General features: G+C 42.0%; 15 protein-coding genes. 10 read left to right on the forward strand and 5 right to left on the reverse strand.

What is annotated here, in order from left to right; translation table 11 throughout:
* The 4 genes from H6G83_RS04640 to H6G83_RS04660 all read left to right on the forward strand — a co-directional run bounded on the left by H6G83_RS04640 (position 1) and on the right by H6G83_RS04660 (position 4,608).
* On the forward strand, positions 1-678 hold the full coding sequence (locus tag H6G83_RS04640) for a response regulator transcription factor (protein WP_190467669.1): 678 nt from the start codon (positions 1-3) through the stop codon (positions 676-678).
* A gap of 43 nt (positions 679-721) precedes the next feature.
* On the forward strand, positions 722-2,845 hold the full coding sequence (locus tag H6G83_RS04645) for a substrate-binding domain-containing protein (protein ID WP_190467672.1): 2,124 nt from the start codon (positions 722-724) through the stop codon (positions 2,843-2,845).
* Positions 2,823-3,509 (forward strand): FHA domain-containing protein, encoded by a 687-nt coding sequence (locus H6G83_RS04650; protein WP_190467674.1) that lies wholly within the window; start codon positions 2,823-2,825, stop codon positions 3,507-3,509. The genes H6G83_RS04645 and H6G83_RS04650 overlap by 23 nt, the downstream gene beginning before the upstream one ends.
* Before the next feature lie 184 nt (positions 3,510-3,693).
* On the forward strand, positions 3,694-4,608 hold the full coding sequence (locus tag H6G83_RS04660; RefSeq protein ID WP_242044414.1) for a DUF928 domain-containing protein: 915 nt from the start codon (positions 3,694-3,696) through the stop codon (positions 4,606-4,608).
* 137 nt (positions 4,609-4,745) lie between these two features.
* Here H6G83_RS04660 and H6G83_RS04665 read toward each other — a convergent pair whose 3' ends face one another.
* Entirely contained in the window at positions 4,746-5,129 is a 384-nt protein-coding gene (locus tag H6G83_RS04665; protein WP_190467682.1) for a MerR family transcriptional regulator, read from the reverse strand.
* Between the two features lie 198 nt (positions 5,130-5,327).
* Here H6G83_RS04665 and H6G83_RS04670 point away from each other — a divergent pair, with 198 nt between their 5' ends.
* On the forward strand, positions 5,328-5,501 hold the full coding sequence (locus H6G83_RS04670) for an SDR family NAD(P)-dependent oxidoreductase (RefSeq protein ID WP_199328315.1): 174 nt from the start codon (positions 5,328-5,330) through the stop codon (positions 5,499-5,501).
* 206 nt (positions 5,502-5,707) lie between these two features.
* The gene (locus tag H6G83_RS04675) at positions 5,708-6,544 is read left to right on the forward strand and encodes an SDR family oxidoreductase (protein ID WP_190467685.1); all 837 of its coding nucleotides are present in this window, start codon (positions 5,708-5,710) and stop codon (positions 6,542-6,544) included.
* Positions 6,545-6,550: 6 nt separating this feature from the next.
* Here the strand turns inward: H6G83_RS04675 and H6G83_RS04680 are convergent, their stop codons facing one another.
* On the reverse strand, positions 6,551-7,477 hold the full coding sequence (locus tag H6G83_RS04680) for a lysylphosphatidylglycerol synthase transmembrane domain-containing protein (RefSeq protein WP_190467688.1): 927 nt from the start codon (positions 7,475-7,477) through the stop codon (positions 6,551-6,553).
* Between the two features lie 508 nt (positions 7,478-7,985).
* On the opposite strand from H6G83_RS04680, the gene H6G83_RS04685 reads away from it, so the two are divergent.
* The gene (locus H6G83_RS04685; protein ID WP_190467691.1) at positions 7,986-8,549 is read left to right on the forward strand and encodes a DUF6658 family protein; all 564 of its coding nucleotides are present in this window, start codon (positions 7,986-7,988) and stop codon (positions 8,547-8,549) included.
* Positions 8,550-8,607: 58 nt separating this feature from the next.
* Positions 8,608-9,150: a hypothetical protein gene (locus H6G83_RS04690; protein ID WP_190467694.1), complete on the forward strand. Its 543-nt coding sequence runs from the start codon at positions 8,608-8,610 to the stop codon at positions 9,148-9,150.
* Positions 9,151-9,272: 122 nt separating this feature from the next.
* Here H6G83_RS04690 and larC read toward each other — a convergent pair whose 3' ends face one another.
* Positions 9,273-10,550, reverse strand: a complete 1,278-nt coding sequence (gene larC, locus H6G83_RS04695) for a nickel pincer cofactor biosynthesis protein LarC (protein WP_190467697.1) — start codon at positions 10,548-10,550, stop codon at positions 9,273-9,275.
* A gap of 244 nt (positions 10,551-10,794) precedes the next feature.
* Here larC and H6G83_RS04700 point away from each other — a divergent pair, with 244 nt between their 5' ends.
* Together H6G83_RS04700 and H6G83_RS04705 are read left to right on the forward strand one after the other, a co-directional pair.
* Positions 10,795-11,454, forward strand: a complete 660-nt coding sequence (locus tag H6G83_RS04700) for an L-threonylcarbamoyladenylate synthase (RefSeq protein ID WP_190467699.1) — start codon at positions 10,795-10,797, stop codon at positions 11,452-11,454.
* 365 nt (positions 11,455-11,819) lie between these two features.
* Positions 11,820-13,034 (forward strand): HetZ-related protein, encoded by a 1,215-nt coding sequence (locus H6G83_RS04705; RefSeq protein WP_190467703.1) that lies wholly within the window; start codon positions 11,820-11,822, stop codon positions 13,032-13,034.
* A gap of 121 nt (positions 13,035-13,155) precedes the next feature.
* Here H6G83_RS04705 and H6G83_RS04710 read toward each other — a convergent pair whose 3' ends face one another.
* Both H6G83_RS04710 and H6G83_RS04715 read right to left on the reverse strand, forming a co-directional pair.
* Positions 13,156-14,418 carry an MFS transporter gene (locus H6G83_RS04710; protein ID WP_190467706.1) on the reverse strand — a complete coding sequence of 421 codons (1,263 nt, stop codon included), beginning with the start codon at positions 14,416-14,418 and terminating at the stop codon, positions 13,156-13,158.
* Between the two features lie 290 nt (positions 14,419-14,708).
* Complete coding sequence (locus H6G83_RS04715) at positions 14,709-15,281, reverse strand: hypothetical protein (protein WP_190467708.1); 573 nt, start codon at positions 15,279-15,281, stop codon at positions 14,709-14,711.
* Positions 15,282-15,416 lie beyond the last annotated feature (135 nt).

Below are 15,416 nucleotides of genomic sequence, written 5' to 3' on the forward strand. Positions count from 1 at the left end.
ATGGCTAATGACAATTCTTTGACGGTTTTGTTGGTAGAAGATAACGAACGCTTTCGCCAAGGCTTGCGGACTCTGTTAAGTTTTTATAACGGTAATGGTTCATCAGTTTTAGAAGTAGTGGGTGAGGCTAACTGTTTAGACCAAGTATTAAAGTTGACAAAAGACAAATCACCAGATTTAATTTTATTGGATTTGCAACTAGTTGGTACTGATGGGATTACAGTTTTAGTTTCTCTCAAACAAATTAACTATGCTGGTAAAGTGTTAGTTTTATCTGCTCATCAAGAAGACGAATGGATTTTTCGCGCTATGCAGGCGGGAGCATCTGGTTACGTCTTTAAAAACCATTTGGGGACTCAACTGTGTGAAGCCATCAACACTGTAACTAATTCAGAAATTTATCTACCTTCAGAAGTTGCTAGTCGCTTTTTCCGGTTTTTTCAAGCATATTCAGACTCTTGTTTGCGTGCTTGTTATGAGCGGAACTTAACAGACAGAGAGCAAGAGGTTTTATACTGGTTAACTCAAGGTGCTTCTAATGAAGAAATAGCCAAGCATTTATATGTGACGGCTGCGACTGTTAAGGCTCATCTTACCAGTATTTTTGATAAATTAAAAGTTAATAGTCGGAGTCAAGCTATTGTGACTGCTTTAAAGCTAGGACTCGTGAAAGCTTAAGCACGACGTTATGATCAATATAATTTGGCAGAATACTTAATTTATGACCTCATTTGGTGCATTTTATCGAGAATATTCCTGTGCTTATAATAATCCTTTAAGTTGCGATCGCCCATTAGAAACGGCACAAGAACTCAAAGGTGCTAAATTCTGTTTAGAATGCGGCTTTCCCGCCACCTTACCCGAACAAGCCGAGATTAAAGGTAACTGGGGGACTTATCAGGTAAATAATTATTTAGGAGTGCGGGGTTATGGACGCTTATATGCAGGTGTGCAAATTAAGGATAAACAGCCTGTAGAGATTAAAGAATATCTCCTCCCCAACCGTTGTTTTAACGAACAAGAGAGTTCGCAGCGTAAACAAGTTTTTCAACGTGTAGGCGGAATCAAGTTAGCAGATAGCAGAGTCCAGAATTTTCGGTTGGTGAATATTATAGAAGCGATCGCCGATGAAAAAGCTGATCGCTGTTATTTAATTAGTCAAAAAATAGAAGCGTCCCAAACACTCAGCCAGTATCTGACAGAAAAGGGTAAAATGACAGCCTCTCAAGTCAGAGAGGTCTTAAATCAAACTCTACAAACCTTAGAATTTCTCCACAGTCAAAAATTGCGTTTTCCCTCCAACCAAGTGCAGGAAGGAATCGCTCATGGTAATCTTCATCTTAATAGTATTTTAATTAAACTTGCTACTAATCAACAGTTTTATATATATCTTAGTGATTTAGCAGTTTGGGAAAACCTATTTATTCCCCCAGCTATTACTCAACCAGCACCTGCTCAAAGAGAAAAAGATTTAGAAGCATTAGGCTTAGTAGCTTTTTATCTACTAGCAGGACGTACTGTAGACTATTCTAATCAGCCTCTAGACCCCAGAGACAGTCAACAATGGTCTACTACAGATAGCCATTTAAAACAGTTCATTCAGAGATTGATGGGTTTAGCTACACCTTTTACCAGTGCAGAAGCGGCTCGTCAAGCACTCATCCAATTACCTAAAGAGGGTCAGGGAAATAATTTATCACAATCGGCTGAAGATGAATCAACTAACCAGAAATTTAAGCAACGTTTAATTTGGTTATTAATTCTCGTCTTCTTATTATTAGCTGGGGGAATTGCTTATTATTTTTTCCGCAATACAGGAGATGATAATAATAGATATATAAAATGGAACAGTCTCTTGGGGAGATTTTCAGATGTGCCGAATGTCCCACCGGGTAGATTTAATTATACAGGAGAAACTGTCGGCACATGGACGGTGATTATTAAACAGCAAGTTGATAACGCTGTTTTAGAAAATATCTTAACTAACCCAGTCCCTAACGCCCAATCAATTTTTCAATATACCCCGGTCACATCAAATTTACCAAATCCAGTTAGACCGATAGCAGAAGTGAAAACAGGTGCGACAAACTTTGGAATTACAAGTTTGACTAATAATATTTCCGATGAATTAGATCAGAAACCTGTTGCTTATGATGGATTACTAGTCTATGTTGAATTTAGTAAAAGAGATGTCAATTTAGCAAGTGCGTTAGATGGGAAGATTACTCTTGAGCAGTTACGTCAAATTTATACAGGAAAAATTACAAATTGGCAACAAATCAACAGTAAGTTACCAAATGTAAACATTATACCTTATAAGCCGACTGAACCGGAAGCAATCAATAAATTTCAAGAAATCGTTCTCAAAAATGACCCGCAAGATATAGCCTTATTTACCAACGTACCTTCCCTGGATACTACCAGCACGCAAAACCAAATTCGTGAGCAAATTCTCAACACCAAAAAAAGTGGCATTATTGCTTTTGGTATTCTGAGTAAAACTAAAGGTCAATGCACTGGTTATCCCTTAGCCATCGCTAATGGTAACAGCACAGCTATTCAACCCTTGTTTCAAAAGCGCGATCGCCGTCCTATCAACACCTCAGATGACCTATGCCAGCATGATGACTACTTTTTTGATGTAGATACTTTTAAAACGTACCCTTTGGGATACCCTATATTTGTAGTTTATCCCAGAAACAACAGCCTGCCACCAGCCGGCTTGACATTTTCTCAGATACTAACTACTCGTCAGGGTCAGTGTTTACTTAATAAAGTAGGTCTTGTCCCTTTACAACCTATACCTAATGCTATAAATAATTATGCCTGCCAATCGCTGCCCTAATCCTAGTTGTGAATATTTTAACCGCACCCTACCCAACAGTGCTAAAGTTTGTCCTTGGTGTTCTACTCCTTTAGGTAATGTAGTCGCACCTACGCCTACCCCCGCACCCAGTGTACCTAACCCCCCACAACCTATTCCCCAACAATATACCCCACAACAACCAGTACAACCACCACAACCTATTCCCCAACAATATACTCCACAACAACCAGTACAACCACCATCCGTTACACCCCAGCCTACTTATCAAACCCCCGTTGAGGATCGCACCAACTATCAGCCACGTCCACCAGTACAACCAGTACAACCAACCTATAACCCCCAGCCTCCTAGATTACCACTGCTCAAATTGATCCACACTTCAGGGAGGGAATATCAATGGTCTGGGGAAGCAGGTTTTATTGGTCGTCGCAGTAAAAATATGAATATTCCTCCAGAGATTGACTTGACAGGTATACCAAATGAAGGTATAATATCACGCCGTCATGGGCGATTATCTTGGGATTGGTCGCAAAATAGTTACATGATCGTTGACATGAGTACCAATGGTATTTATTTGAATGGAACTGCTTTGAGTCCAGGTGTGCAGTATCGACTGATGAATGGTGATTTATTGCAGTTTGGTCAGGAAAACTTGGTACGTTTTACGGTGTATGTCATGTAAATAACTGTTAGGAGTGCGATGGCGTACCCGCCCGCCGGAGGCGATCGCCACTAAAAACCCTGGAACATAAACCCCAAGAATTACGTATTATACTTAGTGGGGGAATGACAAAAGTGCAGAGGCCGCAAGCAGCAATATTTGTGTTATCCACAACACTTAATTAATAACAGTAAATATGTATCTTATGAAACTTCACCTTTGGACAGGCTGTTTGCTTGCTAGTTTGGCTTGTCTACCCTTAAATTTTGTCAATCAGACTCAGGTATTAGCAGCGAGTCAGGTTGTTGAGATTGCACAAAGCAGTTCGGCTTACAACCAAGCTATGCGACTTGGTTATACAGCAACCAGACGTAGAAACTATCGCCTGGCGTTGTCATACTTCCAGCAAGCATTGCAACTACGCCCTAACGATCAGTATGCCACAAGCGCAATTAGAAATGTCACCGGCTATATGCAGCGCCGCACAAGTTTGATTTCCTTTGTCCCCGGCAGACCTGGTAGATTAAGAGCTGCGGCATCAAGAGGAAGTTGCTTTATCAATGAAAAGCCAGCTATTCCCCTCATCCCCACCAATAAAGAAGCACAATTAACCACAGCTGCAAATCCCACCTTCTATTTCTACCTTCCGCAAACTGCTAAACCAATACACAGTTTGGAATTTATATTGCGGGATAATGACAGTGTTGCACCTTTATATAGAACCACATTTCAACCTGTAAAACAAGCAGGTATCGTCAGCGTTGCTATACCTACACAGCAAGCATCATTAAAAACAGGTAAAGCCTATACTTGGACTTTCTCGATGATTTGCGATCCTCGTAATCGTGACCAAGATTTATTCCTGAGAGGTAAGATTGAACGTGTGCAAGATGAAAACCTGTCCGAACAGATACAGGAGGCAAAACAGCCATTAGATCAGGCGGTTATTTATGCAACGGCGGGATTTTGGGAAAATGCTCTCAGTACCCTGGCTAATTTACGCCGTCAAAAACCCAATGACCCGGAAGTTAATAAATATTGGACAGATTTACTTAACTCAGTAGGTTTGGATGAAGTGACAAATCAGCCGCTTTTACCTTGTTGTGATGCTAGACAGTAAAATATTTATTAGTGGCGTGGTAATGGATTTGGAAAAATTGAACGCAGATAAACGCAGATAAACGCAGATGAGTAGGGGCGAACAGATGTGCGCCCCTACAGATAATCGCTGTGTTGCCAAGATTTTTTGAATCGGTATTATGAGGAAATAGCAGATATTGAATTTTCTGATTCCTGGGTGATTTTGTGGCGCTTGGCGGTGAGGTAAGATTGAATCTCTTCAAGTTGCCGCATTTTTTCAGTAATTTGTGCAAGTTTGTAGTCAATAATTTGTAACTTTTGGGCGGTGGGTATAGAACCATTTGCCCAAGTTTCCATCAGATGCTTTATCTCGTTGAGAGTGAATCCCAAGGATTTACCTAATGTAATCATGGCAAGCCTTTCCACCATTTCTGGAGGAAAATCCATATAAGTTCTTGAGCCTGCTTGGCGTTCTTGCGCCTCAATTAATCCCATTTTTTGGTAAAAACGAATTGTATCCTTTGATAAACCTGTTTTTTTAGCTAATTCTCCAATCAGCATGGCAGTATCCTAAATCTTGAAAAATCCTCTTGACTGTGGAGTATAGTCCATAGTTTAAGCTGCTTGATATTAAATCAGTTATCAGTCAGCCAAGGCTTATGGTTGGGGCTACGCCTTCCACCAATTGCTGTGATGTTTCACCAACGTATTTAACTGATAACTGTTCACTATTCACTGTTAAAACGAGGATTAATGGCAATGATACGCAGCAAGAGCAAAACAGTTTTAATTACAGGCGCTTCCAGTGGTATTGGTAAGGCGAGTGCTGAATATTTTCACAAAAAAGGTTGGAATGTGGCGGCGACGATGCGAGCGCCAGATAAAGCAGGTGATTGGTTGACACTCCTCGCTCTAAAGAGACGTTCGCGTTAGCGTCCCGGAGGGAGGATTCTTGCTTCATCCGTCCTCTCTAGAAATCTGAATACTAGTATTCAAATTTCTCCGTTTGGATACGTCCACAAGCTCACACGGACTGCCCGACCGCGTTTGAAAAGGTTTTTAATTTCTGTGTTTACTCCCACATTTGTCAGCCACTGCGTTGGACGGGTTCCCCGGCATAAAGCAAGTGGCGGTACAAGATGCGCGGATTTATACTACCAGGGTTCCGGATCAGGAGCAGTCCGCTTGACCTACTTCGTTTTTTATTTGTGCGCTTTACCGCTATCAGTTATACTACCACAAAAGCCGCCCTAGAAGGGCGGGGCTTTAAACCCAGTTTTTCGGTAAAAGCCCCAAATATCATTTGTCCTCAGTTAGACTTGACAGTACCAGAAACGATTAAGTTGGCGATCGATGAGACGCTTGACGAGTTTGGGCGAATTGATGTGTTGGTAAATAATGCTGGATACGCATTGATGGGGCCAATGGAAGCAGTAACACCTGAGCAATTGCATCACCAGTTTCAGATTAATGTGTTTGGTCTTGTTTCGACGATGCAGGCGGTTATACCGTTATTTCGAGAACAGAGACAGGGGACGATTATCAACGTAGCATCAATTGGCGGTCGCATCGGTTTTCCTATGACTGCATCTTACCACGGGACAAAGTGGGCAGTCGAGGGAATTTCTGAGGCAATGCGCTATGAATTGCAACCTTTTGGTATCCGAGTCAAGATTATTGAACCAGGTGGTATTAAAACTAATTTTATTAATCGGGGCGCAATGTGGGCAATTCATCCCGAATACAGCCAAATGATCCAACAGGTGAAGGAATTTATGTATAAAATTGACAATATGCTGCCGGAACCGGACGGAGTTGCAAAAGCCATTTATCAAGCTGCTACTGACGGTAGCGATCGCCTACGTTATTCACCGCATGGCGAAGCATTTCTACTACTGCACGCGCTTTTACCTGATCGAGTATGGCGATCGCTAGTCAAACGCATCATGCTGGGAAAATCGTCACGCGCAGCGTAGTCAAGTTCATGATTTAGCGAGACGTTCATCCAACGTAGCTAAACCAGCACCAGCAGCTTCAGCAATAATACTGATGAGACGATATAAGGCGATCGCACTAATTACAGCCGCCGAGGGGAAGCGGTGTTGCAAAAGTGCGATCGCTGTTGCTTCAAACACACCCAAACCTCCAGGCGCACCCGGAACCACAAACCCTAACAACCAAGCAAAACTAAAAGCCCCTAACAATATAGGAACTTGACTCATATTTAAAGGCATCAAAGCAAACAGAGTCAAAATAAATCCTATCCCGCGTATCAGCAAAAATCCCAACTCACCTAATAATGGTCGTAGAGGATAGCGTCCAATACTAAAAGCCCCGGTTAATTGAGTATCGGTTTTTTTAGCTTTCAATTTATGCAGAAAGCTAATAACTGGATTCAAAAATCGGGGATGTATCCCAGCCAAGATAATTACTAAACTGAGTAATTGTAAGATACGTACTGTCAAACTATTGGTATTAACTGCAAATCGCCTACCAAAAATCACCACTATAATTAAAGCCGCCGCCGCCATGAGTAATGCTTCTAACAACACACTCAGAGTAGCCGCACCAGTAGCGACATTGGCATCTTTTAACGCCACAACTCGCCGATAATGATGCCAAACATTCCCAGGTAAATACTTAGCAATGTTAGTTTTGAGATACACCTGAATAAACTGAGAAGCGGGGATTGGTTGATTTAAATCTCGTAAAATCCAAGTCCAAATCCAACCAGCCCAAGTATGAGCGAATAAAGTGACACCTGTGGCGATCGCTAAAATTGCCCATCCGACTTTATCAATGCGGATAGCCGTCACTCCCAACCAGTTATCCTTGAGCGCGTTAGCTAAAAAAATCAGCGTTACACCCAAAATTACCCAACGTAAAATTTGTTTCAATTTTATATTCATTCAACAGCTAATACACTCAAGGCTGATTATCTCAAATCTTATGCTACATCAGCTACAAGCCATAATTTCATATAAAATTTTCTTGCAGAGTAAAAATATTGATTTTTCTCTGAATATTAATATTAGATATCTATTCTTACAGAATACTTAAATTAAGTATATTTTTCTGGATTTATGCTCAAGTAAATACAGTAAGCCTAAAAAATTACTATCTTTCTCAAGACAGAGATAAATATCCTTAATATTTCAGTAACTTAGTAATTCCCATGCGAATATTCATCATCCAAATAATGTTGAGATATATTAAGCTTTCTCTCTCTGTAGTTAGATAACTATGGCACATTGTCGCGCAAATTGATGTGACTTACGCTAGATGCAAAGCCTTTTTTAACTCTCTAATATTAAAACCTGTTGGGTGCATAATTAGCCAACACAAGAAACACTGGACTTTCGCTTGTCTTAAAAATATTCAGCGAAAAAATTTGTGATAAAGAACAAGGAGGAACTAGTGAACTTTATTAATGTATGGAAAAGACTAAGACTGCGCCAGATTTTAACTGTATTTTTGGCTGGTGTATTGTTAATAGTTAGTACCGCTTGTACTCAGGCAAATCCTCAAGGAGCTAATCCTAAAAATCCTGCTGTACAAGCTGGTGGAGCTAATAATCCTTATAAGAACGGTGGAGACGGATACGTTAACTCACAGTTTTCTACCGACCCCAAAATCACTAACCCTGAAAGTAGAAAAAACCGCGATCAAGCTAACTTACTCAGCAATTCACAAGTATTGATCGCCAATAATAGAGATGCAGAAATCCTTTACCCTGGAGCAGAAACCCCAGCAGGTAGAATCCAAAAAGAAAACGAACTACCACTCATCAGAGAAGAAGACTTCCAAAAACCTGAACCAGGTGGTTTAATCCAACGCGAACCCAATGTAGGAACTCGGATTAAAGAACGGTTAGAAACAGTGAAAGAAAACGTTCAAGAAGCTTCTAAGTTCATCCCAGAAAAAGCAGATGAAGCAAGCGCTAGACCTGAATTACAAAAGAATCCTGCTGTTGGTAGATAGTATTCTTCTAGCTTCATTCACAGTTTAATTGAGTAACAAAAAAACAAGGAGTAGCAATATGAAAAAAGCCATTAACTGGTTAAAAAATCTTCGTCCTCTGAGAATTGTCACAGTTTTTGTATTAGGATTCGTCCTATTGTTCACCCAAGCTTGTTCTAATGCAACTGCTGCCCAGCCATCACCACAAAAAGGTGAATCAGCATATATTCAAAGAAACGACCCCACTAAAGAATATCCCCTCAACAGTCCCAGAGGCGGGATGAATAACTTTAGCGATGTAGACCCCAGAGGTGAAGCTGGTGAAAAAACAGCCGAAACCAGAGCTAAAGGTCTGCGCGACAATTCTCAGAGAAATATTGATGAAAAAGGCATCGACAGCACAGAACAGTATGCCCGCAATTATCGCGGAGGCACACCTTTTCCAGAAAGAGTTAAGAACTTAGGCGAAGATATCGGTGGCTCTGCGGAAGAATTAACAACAGGTGTAGTCAAAGGAACTCAACGCGGTGTTGACAATATCAAAGAGAATGTCAGCAACGCTGGTGATGACTTGGCTAGAAAAGGCAAGGAAACCACTCAAAACGCATACCCTAATAAATAATCGGGTGTTGCTAAATTAACAGATGATTCTTGTAGGGTGGGCATCTTGCCTGCCCTATAAATGTATGGTGGACGGGCAAGATGCCCATCCCACAAAACTAACAAAATCATGCCGCTAATATGCTACGAATGATTTTCATACCATCGCTGTAACGCCAGTTGTTGAACTTCCCGCCAGGGAATTTTGTGTTTGCGGGCTAGTTCTGCACAATCTTCGTATTCTGGCTGCGCGTTAGCAATGACTTTATCAGATGACTGTCCTTGCCATGCTACTTTAATTCGTACTGTGCCATATTTGGTTTCTACTTGTTGAAATTCCCGTTGCAGGATGGCGCGTTGTTGAGTGGTTCGGCGAACTCCCAAGGTAGTAGTTTCGCTAAATAAGACAGCTTCGCAATCGAGTAAGTTTTCTGGATGACAAATAACAGTTAGTAGAATCCCTGGACGGGATTTTTTCATACCTATAGGCTGGGTGAACACATCCAACGCACCGACAGCAAACAAGGCTTCAAACACATATCCGATCGCCTGCGGATTTAAGTCATCAATTTGCGTTTCTAATACAGAGATTGTCTCCAAATTTTGGTGATTTGCCGCATCATCCTGAATATTAGCGCTGGTAGTGGCAGTTTCGCCCAGCCAGAGGCGTAGTATATTAGGGATAGGTAAATTGATAGTACCTGCACCCAATCCTACTTGTTTGATTGTCATGGGTGGTGGGCTGCCAAAATCTCTGGCTAGGGTAGTGGCGATCGCAGCTCCCGTCGGTGTCACCAATTCCCGATCAATACCGTTGCTATAAACTGGACAACCCCGCATTTCCCACAATTTTAAAACGGCTGGTACTGGTACTGGCATTTGTCCATGCGCCGCCCGCACCGTTCCCCCACCAGTGGGAAAAGGCGAACAATATAGCAGAGGAAATCCTGCGTCATCACTATCAATACCCAGCCAATCCAAACCTAAGCAAGTGCCAACGATGTCTACAATCGCATCTACAGCACCCACTTCATGAAAATGAACCTTTTCAGGTGCAATCCCATGTACAGCCCCTTCAGCCACTGCTAATTGGCGAAATACAGCCAAACTCCAAGCCTCAGCCCTGGGCGGTAAACCAGCTGGCAAAATCATCTCCTCAATTTCTGGCAAATGTCGCCCGTGGTGATGATCATGTTCATGGTCATGGTGGTGATGATGGTCTAACAAATCTACATGAACCTTAGTCGCCTCTTGACCATTCTTTTGTACCAGTTCCGCTCTTAATCTATATTCCTTAGCTATCCCCAAATTGTTAAGTTTTTCTGTGAGGTATGCCATCGGCACACCCAGACTAGCCAAGGCTCCCAGGCACATATCACCCGAAATACCCGTGGGACATTGAAGGTAAGCAATTTTGTTCATAATTTGTAATTTGAAATACCCTGCCGCTAGGCACAAGCCTACGTAATTCGTAATTAACCATGATTAAGTACGGATTATCGTCGCTTGTTCTTAAATATATGTATCTACAGTTTAAACAATTGCTTCTTTATGTAAATATATGCAACGCTTAATTGTACATCAAGTCGATAGACTCAATCAGTTATCAGGTTATGTTCACTGATAACTGATAACTGATAACTGACATTCAGTAACCCAAACTTCTATGGCAAAAATTATTTCCATTCATCCTGATAATCCCCAGAGTCGCAGAATAGAAGAAATAAAGTCAGCGCTTTCTAGTGGCGCGGTGATGCTTTATCCGACTGATACAGTTTATGCGATCGGTTGTGATTTAAATGTCAAGTCTGCGGTGGAAAAAGTACGAAAAATCAAGCAGTTAGCCAACGATAAACCACTGACGTTTTTATGTCCTTCCCTGTCAAATGTAGCTACTTATGCCTTTGTCAGCGATCCGGCTTACCGCATCATGAAGCGACTAATACCAGGAACTTACACATTTTTGCTACCAGCAACAAAGTTAGTACCGAAATTAGTCCAAAACCCCAAACGTAAAACTACTGGTATTCGCGTACCAGACCATACCGTATGTTTAGCGCTACTAGAAGCTTTAGGCAATCCCATTATCTCCACTTCCGCCCACCTGCCACCAGATGAGGCAGATAATGGGAAAGTGGGGATAGTTTCCGAATCGATAACTTCAAGGGCTGAATTGTTTGACCGCGTGGATAAATTTGTTGATGTTATTGTAGACACAGAGCAAGAACCGACTTATGAAGTGTCTACAATCGTCGATTTGACGGGAGATGAACCAATGATTACTAGGCGAGGTTTAGGCTGGGAAGCGGTAACAGCGTGGGTATAAGAAACAAGCTTCACAGCTTTCCTCGCCAATTTCGCAAGTTTGTCGCCAAATAACACCACTTTCCTGAACGTCATACGTAAGTATGCTGCTGGTGGATTTGAGGAAATGCTTGTATTTCTTAAAACACTAAGCTTTTTAGCATTTTGGCAGGCAAAGCGAATATGTGTGTGTTAACCTCGATCTGGTTGCGGATAGAAAAAGCGACACAATAGCTTATCTGTAACTTTTTTTGATTGTTTACAGTCTTATATATAAGCAGTGCTTGTATTAGGTCTTGGTGGATTGGTTAACTCTCCGGTGAAGCCTGGTGGCAAGTGCTGTTAGTGCATTGTATTTAAGGTGCAAGACCAAACCCAGGAAAATACATGAAAGTAAACCTTGCAAATCTACCAATCTCTACATCTGCTTTTTTGAGCAATGTTGTTTCTTCGGAATCACCAACTACAGATGCGGCGATACAATTTTTATATAAGGAAATGCAAGCTCAAGTCAAAGCATCGCCCAAATGTATACAAGCTGTAGCTTATCGCATTACCAAGGAAGTAAATCGCATATGCGACAAAAGTTCTCGCATTCAAACATCTGGTGAAGTTCACTCTTGGCACTTGAATCTATGTCGCCATCGTTTGCAAAAGTGCCTACATTACTATAAATTAGGTTCTCGCCAGGGAAGGATAGAGTTACATAGTAGTTTGGGCGCTATGGTTTACCGCCATGTAACAGTAGCAGGTTCAGATTTAGGTTTTGACGGTCGCTACATTTTAATTGAAGATTTTTTACAAGCATTTTATATCGAAGCTATTAAAGCTTTTCGTCGGGAAAACGAATTAGCTGAAGATTATACGCCACGCACTCAGTTACAACTAGCAGAGTATATGGCGTTTACTGAACAGTATGCCAAGCGGCGGATTAATTTACCGGGTGGAAGTAATCAACAATTAATTATCTTACGCGCTCAAGGTTTCGCCCGTCGTCAGCCGCAAGAGACAACTGTAGATATTGAAATGGCGGTGGAATCTGCCAAAAGTGAGGAAGCAGAATCTTACCAGCGTAACTCGGCTGTACAACAAATCCGATCGCAGATGATTGCCCAAGCTAGTTTTGACCCCTCAGAAGAATCAGAGCGCGATCGCATCATTGCCGAATTAGTTAAATACCTGGAATCTCAAGGACAATCTGACTGTATCGACTATCTTACCCTGAAGTTACAAGACCTTTCCGCCCCGGAAATTGACCAAATTCTTGGTCTTAACAGCCGTCAACGCGACTATCTACAACAGCGTTTCAAATATCATGTGCAGAAGTTCGCTAAACAGCATCAATGGCAATTAGTCCATCAATGGTTGGGTGCAGGTTTAGACCAGAAATTAGGCTTATCTGCCCAGCAGTGGGAAACCTTGATGGGTTCAATCACCCCGCAACAGCAGCAACTCCTCAAATTAAAGCTAGCTGGACATAACGATCAGGCGATCGCTAAAACCCTAAAATGCACCCCCAAACAATTACAAAAACGCTGGACTGAACTGTTAGACATAGCCTGGGCTATCCGCAATGGAGATCATGAAATGCAAACAGGGTGAAGAGGGGAAAGGGGAAGGGGGAAAGGTTAAAGGGAAAAGGGGAAAGGGAATAATTTGTTCCCTTTCCCCTGTTTCTTTTCTAATAACTAATGACTATTGACTAATGACTATTGACTAATAACTAAATTACATCTTGCAATACTCTGCGGGTATTTTTCCACGCCCAGACACCAACTACCACTACAACTACACTCATCGTCGTTAACACAGTTCGTAATCCCAAAGCATCCGTCAAAGGGCCAGTAATTGCCAAGGGTGCAGACAAAGCAATATTAACAGCATGATTTTGAAAACCAAATACTTTACCGTGCATATTTGGTGGTGTTTGTTGCTGAATTACAGTTTGCATAGGTACACCAATTAAGGCAGCACCTATACCTAATACCGCACATAAACCTAGCGCTAAAGCCAGATTGTGAGTAAAGGTGAATACGCCTAAAACTAACGCTATTAATAAGAAACCAATTAAGGGTAGAGGTTTGCCATGAAAATTTTCACCCCAATGCCCTAAAATCCCTGCTCCTAATACCATCCCTACGCCGGCTGCTGCTAAGAAAAACCCGAATTGTTTTTCTTTTAAACCAAATTCTTCCGCTAGCTGAATTGTTAATACTGTTAGTGCTGCAAACACACAATATAAAGTAGTTAATTGCAGCATAGCATTCAACACCAAACGATTCTTTTTCAGATAACGAATACTCTCTGTAAATTCAGCCCAAGGGTGAGCATTTGACCATTGTTCTTTCTGGTTTTCTTGTTCCGTAAATTTAATCGGTTGCATGATGAGCGCCGATAAAATGTACAGTCCGCCTACTACTAGTTCTTGACCGTATGTTTCTCCCATCAAGCTTTTCGCCCAGCTTAAAATTGGTTCGCCAATAGCAAAACCAACTATTAACGCTCCCATCATGGTGCTGCTAAACAAGGCATTTGCCGCTAATAAATTCTCTCGCTTGACTAATAAGGGAATCGCGGCTTGTTCGGCTGGGGCAAAAAATTGCGTCACAGAGGAAATGGCAAAGGCCAGGATGAGCAATATGACAAACTCTCTTGGCAAAAGGGGCAGACACAGCGTCAACAACCCGCGCACAATATCTGACCCAACCATAATCAATTTTTTCGGCAAGCGGTCTACAAATATGCCTCCCGCCGAGCCGAATAAAATCGCCGGAATGGTGAATACCACCATTAATGTTGAGTACATTGAGTTTTGTGCCACTCCCGGCGGGGGTGGATACACCTCTAACAAGGCAATCATCAACACGAAGAAAACCTTGTCTGCTAATTGGGATACTAATTGCCCAATCCACAGAAGCATGAAACCGCGATTTTTTAGCAGTGCGCCAAACCCATTATTAACAGCAGCAGGTTCAGTGGGAAACATGGGATCTTCAGTTAGTAACTAGGGTAGATGGGCGGTGGGAGTGGGGGGAGTGGGGAGCAGAGGAGCAGGGGAGCAGGGGAGCAGTGGTTCGGCTACGCGGTAATCGAGCGGAGTCGAGATTCACCAACCGGAGCAGAAGAGCAACCCACCCCTAACCCCTCCCAGGAGGGGAAAGGAGCAGAGGAGTATAATCACTGACAACTGACAACTGTCAACTGTCAACTCCCTCATCTCTTTAATTTTCTCATCACTCAATAATTCACTCCTGTTTACTGTGACCGTTTTCCGGACTATTTTGCTTCATAGTGTCTTAACAATAAGTGTAAAAACTCAGCCGCAGTTAGACGAATATTTGAGGTAGTGTTTTCTACAGATGAATCAACTTGCCACCCTTGTACTGTTTGGGGCGATCGCCACATAGTTAAATGTTCAACTGGTGGTTGTGCGTAAAAGTTATTTTGCCCACTTCCTAGTAATAATGAACTCCAGTGCGTGAAAAAGTCATGACTCAGCCGATGGATAGGAAAGTTCCCCCATAGTGGTACTCCCCACCCATCTATAGCAACAAATGCTTTGACTTGACCTCCCTCATGTTGCCATTGCCATGCAGCTGCGATCGCTCCTACTACGCCTGCACTAAAGCTAATAAATATAACTGGCGATGCTCGTTTATTACTCAGGCGATCGCGCATAAACTGCAATACATAAGTTGCTGATAATGGCAATACCCCTTGAGTGGGAACCACAAGTATATTTAGCTGATTGTAACCGATTGCGCTATCAGAGACTGTACTTAACAACTCTGATATAAAGCTTTCAGTTAGTTCCAAGTCATGAATTCCAGGGCAAAGAATAATAATCATTAGTCATTAGTCAACAGTCCATAGTCCATAGTCAACAGTCCATAGTCAACAGTCCATAGTCAACAGTCCATAGTCAACAGTCCATAGTCAACAGTCCATAGTCAACAGTCCATAGTCAACAGTCCATAGTCAACA

The organism is Anabaena azotica FACHB-119 (genome assembly GCF_014697625.1).
Lineage (GTDB): Bacteria > Cyanobacteriota > Cyanobacteriia > Cyanobacteriales > Nostocaceae > Trichormus > Trichormus azoticus_A.